21 protein-coding genes are annotated in these 20,408 nt (G+C 45.3%); 6 read left to right on the forward strand and 15 right to left on the reverse strand.

From position 1 onward, the window contains the following. Nucleotides 1-74: 74 nt before the first annotated feature. On the reverse strand, nt 75-401 hold the full coding sequence (gene trxA, locus DX073_RS12825; protein ID WP_220186770.1) for a thioredoxin: 327 nt from the start codon (nt 399-401) through the stop codon (nt 75-77). Between the two features lie 223 nt (nt 402-624). Here trxA and DX073_RS12830 point away from each other — a divergent pair, with 223 nt between their 5' ends. Continuing rightward, nucleotides 625-1,368: an RluA family pseudouridine synthase gene (locus DX073_RS12830; RefSeq protein WP_115008414.1), complete on the forward strand. Its 744-nt coding sequence runs from the start codon at nt 625-627 to the stop codon at nt 1,366-1,368. 124 nt (nt 1,369-1,492) lie between these two features. Here DX073_RS12830 and DX073_RS12835 read toward each other — a convergent pair whose 3' ends face one another. From DX073_RS12835 to rnr, 10 genes are all read right to left on the reverse strand, one after another. After that, the gene (locus tag DX073_RS12835) at nt 1,493-2,734 is read right to left on the reverse strand and encodes a hypothetical protein (protein ID WP_115008415.1); all 1,242 of its coding nucleotides are present in this window, start codon (nt 2,732-2,734) and stop codon (nt 1,493-1,495) included. Between the two features lie 85 nt (nt 2,735-2,819). Continuing rightward, on the reverse strand, nt 2,820-3,758 hold the full coding sequence (locus DX073_RS12840; protein ID WP_115008416.1) for a D-2-hydroxyacid dehydrogenase: 939 nt from the start codon (nt 3,756-3,758) through the stop codon (nt 2,820-2,822). 76 nt (nt 3,759-3,834) lie between these two features. Then, complete coding sequence (locus DX073_RS12845; protein ID WP_115008417.1) at nt 3,835-4,803, reverse strand: leucine-rich repeat domain-containing protein; 969 nt, start codon at nt 4,801-4,803, stop codon at nt 3,835-3,837. 580 nt (nt 4,804-5,383) lie between these two features. Beyond that, a complete protein-coding gene (hemJ, locus tag DX073_RS12850; protein ID WP_115008418.1) occupies nt 5,384-5,809 on the reverse strand; it encodes a protoporphyrinogen oxidase HemJ in 426 nt (141 codons plus the stop codon). Nucleotides 5,810-5,865: 56 nt separating this feature from the next. Further along, the gene (locus DX073_RS12855) at nt 5,866-7,701 is read right to left on the reverse strand and encodes an autotransporter domain-containing protein (protein ID WP_115008419.1); all 1,836 of its coding nucleotides are present in this window, start codon (nt 7,699-7,701) and stop codon (nt 5,866-5,868) included. A 359-nt stretch (nt 7,702-8,060) separates the two neighbouring features. Further along, on the reverse strand, nt 8,061-8,888 hold the full coding sequence (locus DX073_RS12860; protein ID WP_115008420.1) for a substrate-binding periplasmic protein: 828 nt from the start codon (nt 8,886-8,888) through the stop codon (nt 8,061-8,063). Nucleotides 8,889-9,029: 141 nt separating this feature from the next. Further along, nucleotides 9,030-10,088 carry a biotin synthase BioB gene (bioB, locus tag DX073_RS12865; RefSeq protein WP_115008421.1) on the reverse strand — a complete coding sequence of 353 codons (1,059 nt, stop codon included), beginning with the start codon at nt 10,086-10,088 and terminating at the stop codon, nt 9,030-9,032. Nucleotides 10,089-10,245: 157 nt separating this feature from the next. Then, the gene (locus DX073_RS12870) at nt 10,246-10,530 is read right to left on the reverse strand and encodes a roadblock/LC7 domain-containing protein (RefSeq protein WP_258556961.1); all 285 of its coding nucleotides are present in this window, start codon (nt 10,528-10,530) and stop codon (nt 10,246-10,248) included. Then, nucleotides 10,484-10,615, reverse strand: coding sequence for a hypothetical protein (locus tag DX073_RS14810; RefSeq protein ID WP_258556962.1), 132 nt, complete (start codon nt 10,613-10,615; stop codon nt 10,484-10,486). Before DX073_RS14810 ends, DX073_RS12870 begins: the two co-directional genes overlap by 47 nt. Nucleotides 10,616-10,983: 368 nt before the next feature. Further along, complete coding sequence (gene rnr, locus DX073_RS12875) at nt 10,984-13,224, reverse strand: ribonuclease R (RefSeq protein ID WP_115008422.1); 2,241 nt, start codon at nt 13,222-13,224, stop codon at nt 10,984-10,986. 83 nt (nt 13,225-13,307) lie between these two features. Here rnr and rimI point away from each other — a divergent pair, with 83 nt between their 5' ends. Continuing rightward, nucleotides 13,308-13,787: a ribosomal protein S18-alanine N-acetyltransferase gene (rimI, locus tag DX073_RS12880; RefSeq protein ID WP_115008423.1), complete on the forward strand. Its 480-nt coding sequence runs from the start codon at nt 13,308-13,310 to the stop codon at nt 13,785-13,787. A 22-nt stretch (nt 13,788-13,809) separates the two neighbouring features. Here the strand turns inward: rimI and DX073_RS12885 are convergent, their stop codons facing one another. After that, nucleotides 13,810-14,385 (reverse strand): NUDIX hydrolase, encoded by a 576-nt coding sequence (locus tag DX073_RS12885; RefSeq protein ID WP_115008424.1) that lies wholly within the window; start codon nt 14,383-14,385, stop codon nt 13,810-13,812. A gap of 48 nt (nt 14,386-14,433) precedes the next feature. Between DX073_RS12885 and DX073_RS12890 the strand changes: the two genes are divergently transcribed. Beyond that, nucleotides 14,434-15,174 (forward strand): NUDIX hydrolase, encoded by a 741-nt coding sequence (locus DX073_RS12890; protein ID WP_258556963.1) that lies wholly within the window; start codon nt 14,434-14,436, stop codon nt 15,172-15,174. Between the two features lie 29 nt (nt 15,175-15,203). Here DX073_RS12890 and rsfS read toward each other — a convergent pair whose 3' ends face one another. The 3 genes from rsfS to DX073_RS12905 are packed head-to-tail and all read right to left on the reverse strand — an operon-like array spanning nt 15,204 to nt 17,067. Beyond that, nucleotides 15,204-15,575, reverse strand: a complete 372-nt coding sequence (gene rsfS / locus DX073_RS12895) for a ribosome silencing factor (protein ID WP_115008426.1) — start codon at nt 15,573-15,575, stop codon at nt 15,204-15,206. Nucleotides 15,576-15,607: 32 nt separating this feature from the next. After that, entirely contained in the window at nt 15,608-16,276 is a 669-nt protein-coding gene (gene nadD / locus DX073_RS12900) for a nicotinate (nicotinamide) nucleotide adenylyltransferase (protein WP_115008427.1), read from the reverse strand. Next, nucleotides 16,276-17,067: an NYN domain-containing protein gene (locus DX073_RS12905; RefSeq protein ID WP_115008572.1), complete on the reverse strand. Its 792-nt coding sequence runs from the start codon at nt 17,065-17,067 to the stop codon at nt 16,276-16,278. The genes nadD and DX073_RS12905 overlap by 1 nt, the downstream gene beginning before the upstream one ends. Before the next feature lie 283 nt (nt 17,068-17,350). Here DX073_RS12905 and DX073_RS12910 point away from each other — a divergent pair, with 283 nt between their 5' ends. From DX073_RS12910 to rpsG, 3 genes are all read left to right on the forward strand, one after another. Further along, nucleotides 17,351-19,138: an EcsC family protein gene (locus DX073_RS12910; protein ID WP_115008428.1), complete on the forward strand. Its 1,788-nt coding sequence runs from the start codon at nt 17,351-17,353 to the stop codon at nt 19,136-19,138. A gap of 188 nt (nt 19,139-19,326) precedes the next feature. After that, nucleotides 19,327-19,701: a 30S ribosomal protein S12 gene (gene rpsL, locus DX073_RS12915; protein WP_029102685.1), complete on the forward strand. Its 375-nt coding sequence runs from the start codon at nt 19,327-19,329 to the stop codon at nt 19,699-19,701. A gap of 152 nt (nt 19,702-19,853) precedes the next feature. After that, complete coding sequence (rpsG, locus tag DX073_RS12920; RefSeq protein ID WP_062500173.1) at nt 19,854-20,327, forward strand: 30S ribosomal protein S7; 474 nt, start codon at nt 19,854-19,856, stop codon at nt 20,325-20,327. The last annotated feature ends 81 nt before the right edge of the window (nt 20,328-20,408 follow it).

Consider the following 20,408-nt stretch of genomic DNA (forward strand, 5'->3'; position numbering starts at 1 on the left):
ACATTTTATAAGGGCGAATATAATTCGCCCCTACGGATTATGGTTAATTTATGTACCAATTTAAGACTTGTTGATTATAAATGCTTGTTTAGCAATTCAACAAACTCTGATTTAGGACGGCTACCAACCACGGTATCGACTTTTTCGCCATTTTTGAACACGAACAAAGTTGGAATGCTACGAATGCCAAAGCGTGCTGATGTCTCTGGGTTGTCGTCCACATTGACTTTGACGATTTGGAATTTGTCGCCATATTCGGCATCTAGGTCTTCTAGGACAGGGGCAATGGCTTTACAAGGACCGCACCACGCTGCCCAAAAGTCCACAAGAACGGGCTTATTGGCTTGTAGTACGTCTTGGTCGAAGCTTGCATCGGTGGTGTTAATAATGCTCATGGGTATTACCTTTGTAAATAAGTGAATGCGTGTATAATGGGGGTGTCTTGATGACTTTCAAGTGTGTGATGATAAGTCCTATTAATCGGTGGATTAGGGCAAATCAAATCATCACAATATCCCCAAAACTTCATGCTATAATAACAAACTTTTTGCCAGATGATGATTAAATTTACAAAAATCATCAATTCGCCCCGTTAATCCAAATCATTAAACGACCCCAAAACCCATGACCGACCGCCACGACCGCCTATCTGATGACAAAATCGCCCTAATGAACGCCCAAGAGTGCGAATATAATGATGAATTTTTTAAAAATTTTATCCACTCAATCACCGTCTATGAAGACGATGACATTTGGGTGGGGGATAAGCCTTTTGGGCTACTTAGTGTGGACGGACGCTCGTTGAAGGTCAGTTTGCAAAGCCGACTTTTAAAGGTTTATCCCAATATCAAGCTCGTTCATAGGCTTGACATGGACACCTCTGGCTTAATTATTTTTGCCAAAAATGAGTTTGCTCAAACGCACTTATCCAAGCAATTTGCCGAGCGAATGGTCAGCAAAGAATATCAAGCGGTCGTGTTTGGCACGATAGAGCGGGCGGGCAAAAAAGGCGTGATTGACGTGCCTGTTCGCTACGAACCCACCACCAAGCCCCGTCATATCGTGGACATGAATTGGAGCAAGCGAGCTTTGACACATTATGAAGTCCTGCACCACGAGCTACGCACCGACAAGGCAGGCAAGGCTCATGCCGTAACCCGTCTGGCTCTGCGTCCCATCACAGGCAGAAGTCATCAGCTACGAGTCCACTGCGTACATATCGGTCATGTGATGATTGGCGACCCGATTTATGCTGAAAATATCGCCTTAGAGCTTGCCCCACGTCTCAATCTACACGCCCACAAACTTCGCCTAAAACACCCCACGCATGGGGCTTGGCTCGATTGGGAAAGCGAAGTGCCGTTTTAGGGTGTTATTAAAAACGCTTAAATATGGGCGTGTAGGGGCGAACACAACACTCAAAAACAATCTTTACATAGGGCAAATTCAATTTGCCCCTACAAAACGGTTCAGCATGGAGTGAATTCACCCTTTAAAGATTTAAACACTCAAATTTCTCATCTCGTTTTTTCGTTTCGGTGGCAACCCTATCATTGCTTACAGGATTTTGTAGGCAAATGTGGGTTTTCTCTATGACACTGCCTGTCAATGTCGGAGCAAATACATTATTTAATGGCGTGCCATTGATATGATGATTGGCGATAGTGATAAGATTGTCTAGGGATTTTATCCTAACCGCATAATGACGATAATCAGACGGGGCGATATTGGCAAGCGTGCTACCGATATAATTAGTATAATCAATCTTTGGCGGTGTCAATTCGTCATCAAACCGCTTAGCGATTTCTGGGGCAGATAAATTGACGTGGTCAATACCTTGTTGATAAAAATTGGCAACTTGATTTAAAGTTTTATTTTTATTATAAAGCAATGTCATTTTTAATTTTTCAAACACACCATAATCCAACCTTTCAAGATTTTCAAAAGTTTCATAATTCATCATAAACTCTGCTGTCCATGCGTGATTTAAACTTAACTCATCAGCAGTTAAAGGTGGTATGATGTCGGTGGTCAAATCAGGGTTTTGACTTTTAAACAAAGTCATGGCTTGAAGCTGATTGATGATAAGATTGGCATAAATCATTTTTTCTATCAATGTATTAGCATTTGCCAAATGCTGTCTTAATAACGCCAATTCTTGTGATAATGCCGTCATGGATTGTTTGGGGTCATTATTTAAATGATGAATCAGATGAGCTCTTTGTCCATAAACCAATACCCGATAATCGGGCATTTGTACATCCACTCTCATGCTATTTTTAATAAGAGCAGGTGGATTTGTTAAAAATGTCAAATACCGCTCATGAATGATAGGATAAGGCGAAATACCAGTATCACTTTTGGCTAAACTTTTAAAACAATCATGGGCGTTATCATTATCAGACGTGATTTTACAAAATATGTCATCATCTGTTTTTATTTGCTTAGATAATCCATTAAGGTCATGTTTTTGATTTAATTGGCGGATATTTTCATCTAAATTACCAGATTGATTTAATACAAGCCCCAACTCATCATGATACGCCTTACCCGCCTGTAACGGCTCATCACTCGCCCCAATACCCAAAAGATAATAATAGCTGTCTTTTTGGGCGGTCGTGGCGGTATTTTGGCGGTCGTGATAGTTTTGGATAAGCGTGTCGGCATTTTGGTTTAGCGGTACATCACTACACGCTGATAGCAAAAGGCAGGATAAGATGAATGATTTTTTCATAATGGTTTTTGAGTATATAGATTAAACGCCACGCACCGAATAATTGCCAATTAAACGGTACGTCATTATTTTAATATTTTAGCAATCAACCCCCAACAAACTCACTCACCTGCTTACACAAAATCCCCCAAAGCCGACTTTGTGCTGAGTGGCTTGCCCATGCGTTGTGGGGCGTGATAATCACTCGTGGGTGGTTGTGTAGTGCCAACAGTGGCTCATCGGCAGGGGGTGGCTCTTGGGAGAATACGTCTGTGGCATAGCCTGCAATCTGCCCACGCTCAATCCCACGCACAACCGCCCCACTATCCACAACCGCCCCACGAGCGACATTGATGATAAGCGGTTTTTTGCTCATTTTGCCAATCGTCTCATCATTGATTAGGTGGTGCGTGTCGTCTGTTAATGGGCAATGCAGACTAATCACGTCCGAACGTGCCAGAACGTCATCAAAGGCGGTGTAGCTGTCATCTCTTGGCGGTTTGCCTGCTCGTTCGGCATATAGTACATTCATGCCAAAAGCGGTGGCGATTTGTCCGACTTTTTGTCCGATTGCCCCTTTGCCGACAATGCCCAGCGTCCGCCCTGCCAAATCAAAAATGGGCGTATCAAGCAAACAAAACCGCCCGTCCGCTTGCCATGTGCCGTCCGTGGCTTGTCTGTGGTAATGCACCCCTGCACGCATGGCGGTGAGCATGAGCATAAAGGTGTGTTCAGGCACGCTGTCTACCGAGTAGCCTGCGACATTTTTGACGGCAATGCCACGCTCATCACAAGCGGTCATATCCACGTTGTTCATGCCTGTGGCGGTGAGCTGGATAAGTTTGAGATTGGGCAAGCGGTCAATGACGGCACGGTTTAATATGACTTTGTTGGTGATGATAATGTCGGCATGAACGCACCGCTCCACGATAATATCATCATCTTGGGGCGTGCTGTCATACACGGTATAATCGTCAATGCCGTCTGGGGCGGGCAAGGCGACATTGTCCGAGAAGGTGGCACGGTCTAAAAATACGGCTTTCATAACTTATCCTAAAAATAAAAACACGCCTAATGTATAACAGCGTGTTTTTAATGTCAATCGTTCAATGATAAATGGGTTAATCACAACAATCATCGCCAAAGCAAATATTACACTCGGGCAGTTGTTCTTGGAGCCATGCTATGTCATTGGCATTTACAGGGTTGCCCTTTAAACTAAGCCAAAGCAAGTTTTTCAGATTGGCAAGGGGGCGAATGTCGCTGATTTGGTTATAGCCCAGATACGCTTCAGTAAGATTGGTCAGCTCTGACAAAGCAGAGACGTCGCTAATTTGGTTGCGTCTTAGGCTCAGCGAACGCAGTTCTGTCAAATTAGCCAATACACTGATGTCTGATATTTGGTTGTAGGACAAATCCAGCGTGTTAAAATACGCCAAACAGCCCACTTGTTTTAGTGCAGAGATGTCACTAATCTCATTATTGTTCAGATATAAGTATGACACCAAAAACAGCTTCGCTAAGGGCGAGATGTCTTTGATGTTGTTATCAGATAATGCCAATGTTTTTAATCGACCAAGCGAAGATAAGGCAGAGATGTCAGCAACTTCGTTATTCTCAATATTAATCAGCTCCAATCGAGACAAGTCAGCAAAGGCAGAGATGTCTTTGATTTGGTTGTGGTCAAGTCGGATGTGAGTCAGTTGCTTTAAAAGTCCCAATGGCTCAATATCGTTGATTTGGTTGTAACTCAGGTTGATACGAGTAAACTGTTTTAGGTTGGAGAGGGCATTGACATCACTAATACCCTGATAGGACAAATCAAGATCAATCTGTCGAAAACGTTGGCGAGGTGATGGTGGTTCGGTTCTGATTGTCCCTGTCAGGCTTTGTGAGCTTTGATTGCTTTCTGGGTCCATGATGGGGTCGCCAAAGTCAATGGTAATCACGCCTTTGTCGTTGCGTAAAAATGGGCGATGATTGCTTGATTTGGATTCTATGACATCAAAGATATTCTCAACATCAAGCCTGCTTTCATAGCCAGTATCATAACCCTGTGGCGTAGTCGTAGAAAAGTTGTCTAATCGCATAGGTTTGCCCTTATCATGCTAAATTTGTTTAAAGATGCATCAAATCTATGTTCTTTTTGATGATATAAACAAATCTTAAGCCATTAATAACTTCATTTATTTGTGATTGAAATCACAAATAAATGAAGTGCTAAATAATATTTTATAATATCGGTATTGTTAAATAAAGATAGATTTTAAGGTTTTCCGTTCGGACTGAGCTTGTCGAAGTCTAGGAAAACCGTTATGGTTCGACAAGCTCACCACGAACGGCTTTCTAGAAAAGTATACTCAATTAACAATACCAATAAAAGGGTATTGTTAAATAAAGATAGATTTTAAGGTTTTCCGTTCGGACTGAGCTTGTCGAAGTCTAGGAAAACCGTTATGGTTCGACAAGCTCACCACGAACGGCTTTCTAGAAAAGTATACTCAATTAACAATACCAATAAAAGCACTAAATAGCACTTAAATAATAAATTAAATATTGATTTGTTAGCAAGAATTAACCCAAATGATTTATATAATTTATCAGAAATGAGAATTGCATGAGAAATCTATGGCAGTTTAAAGAAAAAATAACGAGATGGCATGACAATAGTCAAAACGGCTTTACCACCACCAAAATGACCACCGCAATCAAGATAAAGACAGGGATTTCATTAAACCACCGCCAATAGATGTGGGTCTTTAGTTTGGGGTTGTCGGCAAGGCGAAGACGAAATCGTCCGCAAGCGATGTGATAGATGGTAAGTAGGATAACGAGCGTGATTTTGGCGTGTAGCCAGCCTTGGGTTTTGTAGATTTGCCAATTCATGATGACCATAGACAGCCCCAGTACCCACGTTGCCATCATTGCAGGATTCATGATACCACGGTAGAGTTTACGCTCCATGATAGCAAACCGCTCTTGGCTAATCTTATCATCGCTCATCGCATGATAAACAAACAGCCGTGGCAAATAAAAAATCCCTGCAAACCAGCAAACCATGGCGATGATGTGAAAGGCTTTGATGTACTCAAACATAGATTTTTGGCAAAATAAAAAGTGGCATGATACCACTTTTTATCTTTAAAAGCCAATCAAAACATCAAGCGAACCCCAAGCGAACCACCCACGTCTGTATCGCTGTCTTGGTGGGTGGCGTGAATCCCTGCATGAATATTTGCCTTGCCAAGTTGCCCTTGTACGCCCAGATGGGCGGTGGTGGCGTGAGATTTGTCGGTGCTAATGCTTGTATTAAAGCCCTTCGTGTATTCACGAATGGAGGTTAAAGTGGCATTAATGGTGCGTTCATCATCGTTAAACTCATGAGCGTGAGCGATACCGCCCGTCAGAGTCAAAGCGGGGCTAATCGGATAAGCCACATCGACGCCAATCTCGCCTTGCAGGGACTTTTGTTCTTGCTCACCAAAACGCATGGCGGTGGATAAAGTCGGTTCGCTCTCGGTCATGTCATTTACTTTGACTTTTTGGGCATGTACGCCGATAAGCGGACGCACAGTGGCTTTGCCCATGTCTATGCCATAGCTGGCTTGTAGCCCTGCATGAAAACGTCTGGCGGTGGTATCTGCGGTGTGCGAACGCCTTGCTCCCTCCCAGTCGATATGGCGGTGCGTATCCACGCTAAGTCGGTCTATTCCTGCCACGCCTTTTAGGCGGACATTGCCGATGTCATGACGATGATACACCCCCATGCCAATGGTTTTGACATCCGATGATAGGGTGTCATCCAGAGCATAATCTTGGTTTTGGTGAGTCAGATACGCCCCTGTATGGCTTGATGAACCCGCCACGTCCAAGCCGATTTGGGTGGTGGGGTCGGTACGGTCGCTGGCATGGACGCTTGCCCAAATGCTGTGTGAATTACCCAATTTGTCAAGCTGACGATACGTTTGGCGGTCGTGGGCAGAGCCTGTTTTGACAAGTTCGCCTGAGAGTTTACCCATGTGAGTAGGGGCGTCCATGATGGAGCGGTAATACTGTGCCAAAATACGGTGAGTGCGTCCCGATGGGTGAATTAAGTCAGCGAACATGTAGTTTTCGCCTGTCGCACCTGCCATGAGTGAGTTTTCATTGCAAGCCAATGATGACGATGTTGGGTTGATGTTTGGCTTATTGTGACATGCCACGCCATTGGCATTTTCAAAGCCAAAAGCTTCTTTATTTGCAACCGCTTCTTGAAGCAGGGCAAAGGTATTGGCAGGTACGACGTTGGCGGTAGTGCCATTTAGAATGTTAAATACGCCACTATTATACATCTGAGTTAGCAGTTGCACCTGTCCTTTTTGGGCGGATAATGCAGGGTGGTTTTGCACAAGTGGTGTGAGTGACAAATCAGGAATGTTTGGCACCAAGATGATTCTCGCCCCTGCTTGATTTAATGTTTCTATGTCAGTTGCGGTCGCTTGAACGGCATTGGCAACTTGTGCAGGGTTGGCATGTTCGATGGCATAGAACAAATCATTCGCCCCAATCCATATCGCATACAGTGCATTGGGGTCGGTCTGACCGTTGGTATTTGATAGATAATGCTTGATTTGGTCGTTGGTGGTGGGAATGTTTACGCTGACCGCACCACTTGTATCTGTCCATATGGCAGTGCGTGCCGACTGGGAACCGCCCACAGTGTAATTGGTGCCAGTGGGATTGTCGGGCGTGTTGGGACTGGCGGTTTTGCCATAACTTTGGGCAAATAAGCTTGACCATACAGGATCGGGGTTGGTGGTAAAAGATGGCTGTAAGGCATTGCCATGCGTGCCATCTTTTCGGGCGACCATATCTTTTAGGCGACCTGTGTCGGACAAGCTGTCCCCAAAAATGATGACTTGGCTAAACTCTTTGGCGTGAGCGGTGTGCAGGCACATCCCGACCATTAGGGCAAGTGCTGAGTATTTGGCAAAAGCGGATTTTTTCATTATTACTCCCTAGGTTGCTTTCAAAATAAAAACACTTGTAAAGTGTAACAAGATATTACAACAATTACAAGTGTTTTTTGATTTATGCTTGCTTGGTCTTTGATGGGTTATCTGCCAATGCCAATTACTTGCCAGTACCGATTTGCTTTAATTAGGGCGTGCCTACCATTGATAACATTTTTATAAAATAAGATGAAAATTTAACGCTTTTGTCAATTTTTGCATGAAAAATGGCTAAATCTTGTTTTTCATCGTCAAAAACTTGTCTGATAGAATAACTATCAGACAAGTTTTTTCCTTGAAAAACGTGCGATTTTTCTCATTTTTCATTGCAAATACCAAAGGCAGGCACGCCCTACTTATTTGGCGGTAGGTAGGGTCAGATAACGTGAGACGATTTTATCTATCTCACCTGAGTTTTGCAGGTTATTAATGCCTGCATTGAGCTTATCTAGCAGCTCTTGGTCGCCTTTTTGGGTGTACATAACAATATCTGCTGCGTTCGGAGTTTTGTCATACTCTACCACGCTCATCTGATGATCGGGATAATTAAGAGCGATATATTCTAAGAAGTATTTGTCTTGCAATACCGCGTCATATTTGTCTTGAACTAAACCTTGATACAATTGAAATACTGTATCTACGGTCTCGTGTGATGCAACAGATAACTCGTTAATGAGTTTTTCTTGCGTGGTATCTTTCATGGTTGCCACACGCAACGGTTTTAGGCTTGCGATGTCTGTTACCGCAACGTTGGGCTTATGCATGATGATGGATGGGTTTTGCAAGTAGGCATTGGTGTGACCGAATTTAGCAATACGTTCAGGTGATGGAGATAAACCACTAATGACAACTTGATATTTACCTGCTTCTAGATTGGGAAGCATGTCAATAAATCTTTCTTTGTGTAGCTCCACCTTAAAGCCTTGGTCCTCACCGATGGCGTGAATGATATCCACATCTATGCCAGTTAGGTTGCCATTTTCGTTTAAAAAGGTTAAGGGTGGTAGAACCCCTGAAGTCACAACCTTTACCACAGGGGCATCATCAGGCAGATTGCTTGGTCTTTCGGCAGGGGCGGCGGTGGTTGTCTGCTGGCTGTCGGCTGGGGCGGGCGTTTCGACAGGCTTATCGGTGCATCCAAATAACCCTGCACATAAGGCAAAAGAAAGCGTGATTTTTTTCATGACTTATCCAATAAATTGATAAAAATAGATGCCTATTTTAACAAACCTTTAAGACTTTTGTAAACTTATATCTTTTTATGTTTATGATGACAGAGCAAGCATAAATTTTATTGGGCTTAAGGGTTTGTTATTGTTTTGTTATCAAGCCGACAACGGACAACCCTGCGGTAAGTCATGAAATTCATCAAATTCTGCCTTGCCCGTCATGGCGTTCACGATTTTGGGTTTGGGGGTAGGTTTTTCGGCAACAAGCCCAAGCATTGCCATAAGTCTGTCATCGTTGGCTTGGGACTGATTGCCTGTGGTAAGCAGTTTGTCGCCATAAAAGAACGAGTTCGCCCCTGCTATAAACGCCAACGCTTGTTCACCGTCCGTCAAACTCTCACGCCCTGCCGACAGTCGCACGTAGCTTGTCGGACAGCAAATGCGAGTAACGGCAATCGTGCGTATCCACTCAATGACAGATAGTTTACCTTCTTCTAGCACCTTATCGCCAAGCGGCGTGCCTTTGATGGGGACGAGTAGGTTTACGGGAATGGACTGGGGTGGTATGGGCATTTGGGTTAATTCATGTATCCAGTCTATCCTATCATCACGGCTCTCGCCCATCCCCACGATTGAGCCACTGCACACATTTATCCCTGCACGGCGAACGTGTTCAAGCGTCTCTAGGCGGTCATCATACGAGCGGGTAGATGTTACTTGACTATAATAATTGCGAGAGGTATCAAGGTTGTGATTATAATAGTCAAGCCCTGCGTCTGCCAAAGTCTGGGCTTGGTCGGGTTTTAGCATGCCCAAAGTCATGCACGTCTCAAGCCCTAACGCTTTGACTTCACGGATAAGCTCCACCAAATACGGCATGTCCTTGGCTGATGGGTGCTTCCATGCTGCCCCCATACAAAAGCGAGATGAGCCTGATGCTTTGGCACGCTTTGCCGATGCCAAGACCTTTTGGATTTCAAGGCGTTTTTCGGCGGTTAGCCCTGTCTTATCCCGATAATGTCCCGACTGCGAACAGTAGCCACAGTCTTCAGGGCAGTTGCCTGTTTTGATGGATAATAGTGTGCTGATTTGGACTTCGTTGGCACGAAAATGCTGACGATGAACGCTTTGGGCTTGCATGAGCAAATCCATGAGCGGTAAATCAAACAGGCGAGCGATGTCTTGGCGAGTGATCGACTGATGGTTTGGTAGCATGATTTTTCCCTAATCAATAAATATTTAGTCAATGAGTAAGCGGTTATTTTAAAAAATAAGTGAATGATTGTAAAGGATTTTCATGACTTTATGAACCACATAATCAAAAAACGGCATTGCCTGCCGTTTGTGAATGGTTGTTAATGGCAGGTATGCTTTATGCTACCTGACCGTTTAGTACCGCTTGCACACTTTGCGATGCTTTTTTGATGTCGTGAAAGACCATGCCCAACTTGGCATCAGGACGCGCGACAACTGTCAATAACAGGTTCTCAGCCACGGCACTGACGATGACATAGCCCACTTTGCTTTGTACCATCACACGCTCGCTCTCACTGCCCGATAGCGTGTCAATCATACGTTCACTGACCGACAGTAGAGCGGCACTCATGGCACTAATCCGCTCTTCGTTCACACCCATGGGCAGGTGTGATGCCATCATCAGTGATGAGTGCTGATGCTTCAATCTCGGCAGAGTCGGCGTGTAATTCATCTAAAATTTCATTAAATTTGGCGATGTCTAGCATTTATTTATACCCCACTATTTTGCATATGATATTTTAGAAACTGATATTGAGACTAAAATACAAATGCCATAATTTATTAATAATTATAAAACAGATAAATTAATTTAAAAACAAAATACAATTGTTAAATAAATTAATTGCTATCAAGTGTAACCATTATACGCCCATAAAATGCAAATGCAAGTCATTTTTTAAATAAATCCATAAAAATTTTAATGAATTTACTGTCGTGTAAGTGATTGATAAATATGAATTAAAATTTATTAAGATTTGCTAAATAATAAAAATCATTATAATAAAAAAGACAAACTGCCATAACGAACAGTTTGTCTTTATTGGGGTGGATAATCGCCCTTTTGTGGGATAAATCAGCTTTTCTTTCTGCTCGCCTTTTTCTTAGCAGGCTTAACCACCTTCTCATCTCCCACTTTCTCCACCAACGCAAAATCTACTTGGAGCAAATCCATATTCACGCCAGCAACCTTAATCAAAAGCTGTTCGCCCAGTTTAAATACTGAGCCACGCTCGCCGATGAGTGCTTGCTCTCGCTCGTTGTATTCATAATATTCTGCTGACAGGTTGGAGATGTGAATCAGCCCATCAATGAACAAGTCATTTAAAGTGATAAACAGTCCAAAATTAGTAACGGTGGTAATTGTTCCCACAAATTCATCGCCCAGATGTCGCCCCATATAATGGCATTTGAGCCATGTTTCCACATGACGGCTCGCCTCCTCAGCACGGCGTTCGGTGGTGGAGGTTTGCTCGCCTGCCTCGTCTAGGGTTTTATAAATCGCAGGTTTGGGCTTGTTGCCTGTTACTTTGTCCTTAATGGCTCGGTGGAGCATGAGGTCAGGATAACGGCGAATCGGACTGGTAAAATGGCTATACTCATCATACGCCAAGCCAAAATGTCCGATGTTGTCAGGGCTATAATTGGCCTGCATCATCGAGCGAAGGAGCATGGAATGAATGCTCTCGGTGTCCGTTCGCCCTTCGGTTGCCTTGATGATACGCTGATAGTCGGCATGGGTGGGCGACTCGGTGGGGAATGCCAAACCAAAGGATTTAAGATATTCGGCAAGTTTACTGCTTTTTTCATCAGAGGGCTTATCGTGGTTGCGGTAGAGAGCGGGCAAGTCGTGTTTTAGGGCGAAATTTGCCCCACAAGTATTGGCAAGGAGCATCATCTCTTCGATGAGCTTGTGAGCGTCGCCACGAGTGCGTTTTTTGATGTCTTTGATGTCGCCGTCTTCGCCAAAGACGATGTAGCTTTCTGCCGTCTCAAACGCCATTGCCCCGCGTTCCTCTCGTTTTTTATCTAAAATCTGATAAAGCTGATACAAGGTATCTACCGACTTGCATACGTCAGGATTTTTGACCAAATCATCAGGCAGAGTTTCGTTCGTTGGGTCGTCAAAATAGGCATTGACTTGGTTATAAGTCAGGCGAGCCTGTGAGTGCATGACCGCAGGGTAGAACTCATAGCCTGTTACCTTGCCCGCACGAGACAGCTTGATGTCGGCAACCATGCAGAGGCGATCCACCTTGGGATTTAGCGAACATAAGCCGTTGGACAGCACTTCTGGGAGCATGGGGACGACACGGTGGGGAAAATACACGCTCGTGCCACGCTCATAAGCGTCCACATCAAGCGGAGATTGGGGCGTTACATAGTGGCTCACGTCCGCAATGGCAACCACGACACGATAGTTACCGCCTGAGCGTTTGCAGGCATAGACCGCATCGTCAAAATCTCGGGCATCTTCGCCGTCTATCGTGATGAGTGGCAAGTCCCTTAAATCCACACGTCCTTTCATGTCCTTAGCAGTCGGCTCGGTATAAGCATTGGCTTGCTCTATGGTGGCACGGCTAAATTCGTGCGGTATGGCGTGGTTTAGTAGAGTCGTTTCAATGATAAGCTCACGGTCATTAAGATTGGTCAAAAGCTCGCCAATCTTGCCTGTGGCGTACTCTTGATAAGTGGGCATGTCAATGATAGCAACTTTCACGCTGTCGCCCACGCTCGCCCCGTGATGAGCCACGTCATCATCGCTTAGGGTAATGGGTTGATGAGCGTTCGCCCCTGATAATTGGACAAAATAGCCGTCATCGTCCTTATCAAGCACGCCCACAAATTCGGTGCTGGCACGGTGCAGTACGGTTTGGATACGGGCTTCGGGCTTGCCACGAAACTCGGTGGCAACCGCTTCTACTGTGTCGCCGTCAAAGACCACACGCATTTGCTTTTCATGGATAAATAGGTCGGGTATATCGTCAAGCACGACAAAGCCAAAGCCCTTAGCATTTGATGACACCTTGCCTGTTACGGTGGTGGGTAGGGGGGCAATGCTAAAATGAATGCCGTCCGTGCGTTCTAGTTGGTTGTCCCGTAGCATGGCTTTTAGGCGGTTGGTTAGGGCAAAAAACCGCTCCTCATCACCCAAAATCCCAAAATGTAGCCCCAAACTTTCCATCGTGGCAGGTTTGCCCTCGTTATTCATCTGGGCGACAGTTTGCAGGATAAGCAGGCGTGAGGGAATGGGGTTTTGGTATTTGTTGGCTTCATCGGTGGCGTTGGGGTCGTTCCACGTTGGTGTTTTTTTCATACCTTTTCTCTTTATAAAAAATTGGTTAAATCTTCATGTTTGAGTTATCATAACATATTTAGCCACGAAATCATGTAACTTTTATGACAGTTTTTTTAAATTTTGCCACGCCCGACACCGCCCAATCATCAGGCTATTTGTCCGACATTGCACGGGTGGAGCGTGAGCTGTTTGATGATGCTTGGGACGGCTTGGCGGTGCATTCGGTGCTGGGGCAGTTTGGGGTGGGGGTGCTTGTCGCTTGTGATGACGATGATGAATGTGATGAAATGCTTGGTTATTGTATTTATCAAATTGTCTTTGAGACGGCAGAGATTTTACGCATTGCCACAGACAGCCGGCATCAACAGCAGGGCGTGGGCGGTGGTTTGCTTAGCGATTTTATCAAATTATGCAAGGACAAAGGGGCGAAGCGGATACTCTTAGAAGTGCGAGCCGACAACGCCCCAGCCATACGCCTGTACGAAAGACAAGGGTTTTATCAAATTGATGTACGAAAGGGCTATTATAAAGATGAATGGGGGGCGGTGGATGCGTTGATTTTGCAGAGGGATTTGGGTTAAAGAAATTGGGGTTGAATGGGTGCTAAGTTTCGCCCCATTTATCCAAACATACTTCATGCAAAGGATAACAACCAAAATCCCCACCATCTTTACCCAATGTTTCTAAGCGTTCTTTATCTGCCACATACCGTTCAATGGTTTGGCGTACCGTCTCAAAAGCGAGATTTTCCATGTCAATCTCATCAGGATAAAACAGCCGACATTCTAGGCTTTCGCTCCCCACACCAAATTGACCGTCTTTTAAATTGGCAAGATACATCGCATGAATCTGCCCCCATTGTGGCAAATCAAATAGGGCGTAGAGTTTCAAACCAATTGCCACGCCTTCGGCTTCTTCGACCGTTTCACGTTTTGCCCCGTCCGCCATGGTCTCGCCATTTTCCATAAAGCCAGCTGGGAGTGTCCACAGTCCATAGCGAGGTTCAATGGCTCGCCTGCACAGCAAAATCCGCCCCTCATGGACAGCAAGCACCCCACAGACCATTTTGGGATTTTCATAGTGGATATAACCGCAGGACGTGCAGACTAGGCGTGGACGGGTGTCGCCGTCTGGTATGACGTGCGTGGCGGGCTGACCGCATTGTAAGCAGTAGGACATAATGATATGATAAGCTAAATATCACAAGTTTAAATGAAAATGAGTAAAATGACAAATGATTTTATAGACAAACAAACGGTCAATGTGCCAGATTCGCACCGCTTTTATCCGCTCGCCCAAGCCTTAGCACAGTATCGTGGGGCGGATATTTTGCCCTTTACGGATAACAATGAGCTTTTGACAGGGTTTGTGCGTGAGCAAGCGATAAAGCGGTATGATAAGCTGATAAACGAAAGCCCCTTACCGCAGGCGTGCGTGCTTATCGTCATCACAGACGAATCTGTGCCAAAGCTACTTTTGACAAGGCGGTCAAACCATCTTAGTAGCCATGCAGGGGAAGTGTCCTTAGTCGGTGGTAAGCGTGATGAGACGGACATATCATCGGCAGATGTCGCCGTGCGTGAAGCGTGCGAAGAAGTGGGACTACATCGGGCGGACGTGGAGATTTTGGGGTATCTGCCCATGCAAATCTCCAAAAAAGGCTTGCTTGTCCGTCCTGTGGTGGCAAGCATACCGCCTGATGTGGTGGGGTCGCTTACGCCCAGCGAAGATGAGATAGCACGACTGTTTTGGCTACCCTTTGATGTGCTATATGGCACGCCTGTGGATGTTGTTTTTGACCGTCAAATCACGCACAGCACCGCCAAACTCCATACCCCTGCGTGGGTCTATGACTGCGATGATGACGGTATGCCCGAAGTGGTGTGGGGGCTGACAGGGCGGATACTATCAAGCCTTATGGAGATTGGTTTTGGGGTGGGGCATGAATGGTATTATCGCATAACATAAAAGGGCAATCACGCCCTTTTATTTGTGTATCACGCCTTTTGCATGGCAAGTGTTTGCAAGGCTTCTGACGATGACCATAGCCCTTCTAAGTCATAAAACTCACGAGCTTGCGGAGTCATGATGTGTACGACAATTCGCCCCAAATCCACAAGCGTCCAGTCGCTGTCTTTGTCGCCTTCACGCCCCAGTGGCATAAGCCCTGCTTCTTTGGCAGTGGCTCCGAGCTTGTCGGCAAGTGCCTTGACATGGCGTTTTGAGGTGGCGTTGGCGATGATGATACGCTCGGCAATCTCGGTCAAATGTTCAACCGTCATCACGGTGATTTCTTTGGCTTTTAAGTCGTCCAAGGCGGTGGTTACGAGCGTGATTTGCTCATCTAAGGATAGGTTATGTGTGGTCATGATGTTCAAATAAAATAAAGATTAACCGTCTATTATAGCACACTTTTATAAAGCTCGTGCGTTTTAATATAAGCAAAAATCGGCTTAGGCAAATGACATGGTTTGTCGTTTTGGGCTAGGGCGTGGCGGATTTGAGTGGACGAGACGGCAGGCACGGGCGATGTGTCATAAAAAATGCTTTTGGTGTTAAAAGAGTTATTGGTTTTTAACAAATCATCTTTTAAAAATTTATCAAAATCATCAGTCATCTTTGCCAACACATCAGCCACGACATCATCACTGCCAGCTCTGTCAAACGCCCAAATTTTAACGTACGCCAAAAGCTCTTTATAATCCCTCCACAAATGCAGACTTGCCAAACTGTCGCCCCCCATGACAAAAATCCGCTCATCATCAGGATAACGCTGTGCCAATGCACGCACCGTATCTATGGTATAGACGGGTGGGACTTGGTGGATTTCTGATGTGTCAATGCTTGCGGTAATGTCTTGATTTTTTAATATATCACACGCCAAAGACAGCATGTTTAGGCGGTGCGTGGGGTTGGTGGGTGTGCCTTTAAAGGGGTTGCCTGCGGTGGGCAAAAACGAGATGACAAAGGGCAAACCCAAAGATGATAGGCGATGATGGATAAGGCGTATCATCGCCAAATGCCCGTCATGCACAGGGTCAAAACTGCCCCCCAAAAACACCCGTCTCATCAAATGGTCAGCTCAACGTCAGTCAATAGGTCGTTACGGCGATTGCGGACGAAGACCACTTTGTGATTGTCGCCGTTGGGGTGGCGTTCGGTCAGCTCAAAGTAGCGGGGATATGCCTTTAAGAAGTCGCTAAATTTGTCATAATGGAACAGGCGAGCGTCAAAATCAGGCTCCACTTTTAGGATGTAGTTTTTGACAGGGGCGATGTTTGCCCAGCCTTGCTCGTCTGCCATGGTGGCGATGGCACTTTTGACCAATGCAATCGCCACGTCCACAGGCTTGAATTGGTTATCGCCTGAGAATAGCATGTCGGCTGAGTCATAAAAGTCCACGCTACTGGTCTTTTTCTGCTCTTCAAAGACTTCTAGGTAGGTAAAGCGGTCGCAGGCTTGCATAAAGGGCTTAGGCGTGTGCTGTTTGCCAAAGCCATACACCATAAGACCCTGCTCACGGATACGCTGGGCAAGGCGGGTATAATCACTATCAGATGACACAAGGCAAAAGCCATCAAACCGCTCGGTATAGAGCAAATCCATGGCGTCAATAATCAGGCTCGAATCGGTGGCGTTTTTGCCCGAGGTGTAGGCGAACTGTTGCATGGGCTGAATGGAGTGTGACAACAGCACGCTTTTCCAACTGGCAAGTTGGGGCTTTGTCCAGTCGCCATAAGCACGGCGAACGCTTGCCCGCCCAAGCGTGGCAATCTCATTCATGAGTGCTTCAAGGTAGGTTGTGGACGCATTATCAGCGTCAATCAAGACTGCTAGGCGTGCTTCGGCAGATGGCGACATGGTAAAATAAAAAAATACAAAAAAGCAAATGAAATTATTATAAGGTAAAATTTGCCAATTACCTATCATTTTTGCTGTTCATTTACAAAAAAGTTGGGTCGGCTTAGGCTGGTGTAGGATTTTTGGGTGTTTGAATGTGCCATGTTAGGGTGTGGCAAGTTTGCGTGAATGACTGGCTTTTACATTTTGTAGCGTTGTTTTACAATTTGGCACAGCAAATTTTTGATAATTTGATATGATGAGTTTTTATGCTATGTTAATTTGTTCATATTAAGGAGAAGTTATGAGTACACCAAAAACCCCACGCACCAAAAACCCCAAAACCACCAAAAAAACGGCGGTGGTTCACGATTTTATTGACAACCAAGAAGGGTTAAGCCACAGCGATGTGGAGGTGATTGCAAGTGATGTGGACATCGCCAATGCCAATGTATCAGATGTGGCAGTAGTTAAGGTTGGCAGTGATGAACCAAAGGATATCATTCATGAGATGGGCGATGATGATTATGGTGACCAAAAACCTAGTGACGAGAATCAAGGTAATGATAAAGATGACAAGGGTGATGAGAATAAGAATGCTCATGCCAATGACGACAAAAATACCGCCAAATCCGCCCAAGAGATAGCCAAAGAGACCGCCCAACACAAACTTGCTGAGCTGGCAAAACAGCTAGATGACCTAGATAATAAAGAGCAGGTAAAACAACAGGCACAGCAGGTGCTACAAACTGCCAAGGAACATCTCCAAGAGCTTACTGGTGATGACACTGATGAGACTGCACGCCTGGTCAATGACAAACTTAGCCATGCCAAACAAGAACTGCAACAGACCATAAGCGATGTCCAGGATAAGGCAGAAAAGGTGGTGCAAGATGTTCAAAAAAACACCCAAACGCTTGCCGAGCGTGCCAAAGAGACACTAGATGACGCCAAAGAGCAGGCAAAAGAGAGTTTAGATGGCATCAGCGAGCAGATCGCCAAACAAGCCGATGAACTGCTCGATAAGGCGGAGGACTTATTGAGCAAAGAACAGGATAAACATAAAGAACAAGATAAAGATGAAAAACATCAACCTACCAATGACCCAAACGCCAACAAGATCACCGATGAGCATGAACAAGCCCATGAACAAAAAACCAATGACAAATCGGTTGAAAAATCCCATGCTTTAAAAGGTCTGGGCGGGCTACTTGCCACAGCAGGTGCTTATTTAGGACGCGGTCATCAAGACAAGAGCTATCAGAGCGTGGATTTGGATGTCGATGCTACAACCAAGCATCCCTTTTACATCCAAGGTTCAACGCTTGGTGGGAGTTTTGTTAAGTCCATTTTGGGCAAAAAAGTCACAGCAGTGCATGGCTTGGCAGGCAGATTCATCTCCGATGACAAGCTAAATGCCGTCTCAGAGAGTATTTATCATAAGATTGCTGAGCTGGCTTGTGCATGGGCGGTCAAATCCGTGCCTACCGACCCCAAAATGCTTACCCCTGCCCAAAAGGACGAGCTGGCTCAAAGCCTTGCCGACCAAAACCGAGCTTTGGCAACGGCTGGCGGTGTGACGGGCTTTTTTGGGCTAAAAGGCGTGGTTATGGACACCGCGTGGCTACTGCTTGTGGCACTGCGAACAGTGTATCAGCTGTCGGTGGTCTATGATGTGCCATTGACAGGCAAAGACGGCATAAAAATGGCGTATGGCGTGCTGTCAGGGGCGAATTTGGATAAACTCCAAGAAAAACAAGTCATTCTGACCGCCCTTGCGTTGGCAGGCGGGGTATTGGCTCATGCCGATGAGGGTAGTCTAAAAGAAGAGCTGGTCAAACTTAGCTCGTCCAATACCACGATAAAAGACTTCGATGAGCTGTTAAAGCTTGCCCATTTGGACAAGCTTGCCGACAAATACGGCATTGACATTGACAACATCAACACAAGCTGGCTTCGTCATTTGGCGTCCATCTCCGCAGTTGGGGTGGGGGCGTATTACAACCGTGAACTTATTGATGAAGTTATCGGCACCGCCATGACGACCTTTAAAACAAATGCCATGCTCGCTGTTGAGTATCAAGGCGATTAAAATCAAAAAATAGGCAAAGCTCGGCTTAGACTGGGTTTTGCCTTTGTTTTAAAATGCCTTGATTTTCTTAAATAAAAGTATTATAATGCCAAATCCCATTTGGGATAAGTGCGTTTTTTGTGCAAATTTGCCTAAAAATTAATCAATTTTGCCAAAAACAAGTTTTTAATTAACGGGAGATATTGCCTATGGCAACTACAAACCAACTTATCCGTAAGGGTCGCAAGACCATTACAGAAAAGTCAAAAGTACCTGCACTACAAGCTTGCCCACAACGTCGTGGCGTTTGTACTCGTGTATATACTACGACTCCAAAAAAACCTAACTCAGCCATGCGTAAAGTATGTCGTGTTCGCCTAACTTCTGGCTATGAAGTATCTAGCTACATCGGCGGTGAAGGTCATAACCTACAAGAGCACAGCGTTGTGCTTATCCGTGGTGGTCGTGTAAAAGACCTACCAGGTGTGCGTTATCACACTGTTCGTGGTGCACTTGACTGTGCAGGCGTTAAAGACCGTAAACAAGGTCGTTCTAAGTATGGTGCTAAACGTCCTAAGGCGTAATTTAGCTTAATAACCCAAATTTAACCTGTGCATGGCTTGTGATGATGTGTGTTAATCTACCCCATGCCCACAATCATGCAGTAAGGCTGGCTAAATGCTTGATTTGTTTAAGATTGTATGCCAGATTTACCCTGAAGACATAAGGAACTATTATGCCAAGACGTCGTGTCGTCGCTGCCCGTGAAATTCTACCTGATCCTAAGTTCGGCAGCCAAACCATCGCCAAATTCATCAACCACGTTATGGTTGACGGCAAAAAATCAGTCGCTGAAAAAATCGTTTATGGTGCGTTAGAGAGCGTTGCTGCCAAGCGTAACATCGAAGACCCAGTGGCTTTCTTTGAAGAAGTGCTAGAAAGCGTTCGCCCAACGGTGGAAGTAAAAGCCCGCCGTGTTGGTGGTGCTACCTACCAAGTGCCTATGGAAGTCCGTCCCTCCCGTCGTACTGCCCTAGCCATGCGTTGGTTGGCTGACGCTGCTGCTAAGCGTTCTGAGAAGTCTATGGCTCTACGCCTAGCAGGCGAGCTAAATGACGCCGCCGAAGGTAAAGGTGCTGCCATCAAAAAACGTGATGACGTTCACCGTATGGCTGACGCTAACAAAGCGTTCTCGCACTTCCGCTTCTAATTTTATTAAAAGCGTATTTGACTTGCCAAACAATATCAGTCGTTTGTCATGGTGCGGTCGTGATTATGTCTTATCATGACA

The sequence above is a fragment of the Moraxella lacunata genome (assembly GCF_900453205.1).
Lineage (GTDB): Bacteria > Pseudomonadota > Gammaproteobacteria > Pseudomonadales > Moraxellaceae > Moraxella > Moraxella lacunata_B.

Bases quoted from the DNA above. Each gene is read 5' to 3' on its own strand.
- DX073_RS12885 (WP_115008424.1), bottom strand. From the start codon at position 14,385: ATGTCCTACTGCTTACAATGCGGTCAGCCCGCCACGCACGTCATACCA.
- rnr (WP_115008422.1), bottom strand. From the start codon at position 13,224: ATGAAAAAAACACCAACGTGGAACGACCCCAACGCCACCGATGAAGCC.
- DX073_RS12890 (WP_258556963.1), top strand. From the start codon at position 14,434: ATGACAAATGATTTTATAGACAAACAAACGGTCAATGTGCCAGATTCG.
- DX073_RS12840 (WP_115008416.1), bottom strand. From the start codon at position 3,758: ATGAAAGCCGTATTTTTAGACCGTGCCACCTTCTCGGACAATGTCGCC.
- rpsL (WP_029102685.1), top strand. From the start codon at position 19,327: ATGGCAACTACAAACCAACTTATCCGTAAGGGTCGCAAGACCATTACA.
- rpsG (WP_062500173.1), top strand. From the start codon at position 19,854: ATGCCAAGACGTCGTGTCGTCGCTGCCCGTGAAATTCTACCTGATCCT.
- DX073_RS12830 (WP_115008414.1), top strand. From the start codon at position 625: ATGACCGACCGCCACGACCGCCTATCTGATGACAAAATCGCCCTAATG.
- bioB (WP_115008421.1), bottom strand. From the start codon at position 10,088: ATGCTACCAAACCATCAGTCGATCACTCGCCAAGACATCGCTCGCCTG.
- DX073_RS14810 (WP_258556962.1), bottom strand. From the start codon at position 10,615: ATGCTAGACATCGCCAAATTTAATGAAATTTTAGATGAATTACACGCC.
- hemJ (WP_115008418.1), bottom strand. From the start codon at position 5,809: ATGTTTGAGTACATCAAAGCCTTTCACATCATCGCCATGGTTTGCTGG.
- rsfS (WP_115008426.1), bottom strand. From the start codon at position 15,575: ATGACCACACATAACCTATCCTTAGATGAGCAAATCACGCTCGTAACC.
- DX073_RS12910 (WP_115008428.1), top strand. From the start codon at position 17,351: ATGAGTACACCAAAAACCCCACGCACCAAAAACCCCAAAACCACCAAA.
- DX073_RS12870 (WP_258556961.1), bottom strand. From the start codon at position 10,530: ATGATGGCATCACACCTGCCCATGGGTGTGAACGAAGAGCGGATTAGT.
- DX073_RS12835 (WP_115008415.1), bottom strand. From the start codon at position 2,734: ATGAAAAAATCATTCATCTTATCCTGCCTTTTGCTATCAGCGTGTAGT.
- DX073_RS12845 (WP_115008417.1), bottom strand. From the start codon at position 4,803: ATGCGATTAGACAACTTTTCTACGACTACGCCACAGGGTTATGATACT.
- DX073_RS12905 (WP_115008572.1), bottom strand. From the start codon at position 17,067: ATGTCGCCATCTGCCGAAGCACGCCTAGCAGTCTTGATTGACGCTGAT.
- DX073_RS12860 (WP_115008420.1), bottom strand. From the start codon at position 8,888: ATGAAAAAAATCACGCTTTCTTTTGCCTTATGTGCAGGGTTATTTGGA.
- DX073_RS12855 (WP_115008419.1), bottom strand. From the start codon at position 7,701: ATGAAAAAATCCGCTTTTGCCAAATACTCAGCACTTGCCCTAATGGTC.
- rimI (WP_115008423.1), top strand. From the start codon at position 13,308: ATGACAGTTTTTTTAAATTTTGCCACGCCCGACACCGCCCAATCATCA.
- nadD (WP_115008427.1), bottom strand. From the start codon at position 16,276: ATGAGACGGGTGTTTTTGGGGGGCAGTTTTGACCCTGTGCATGACGGG.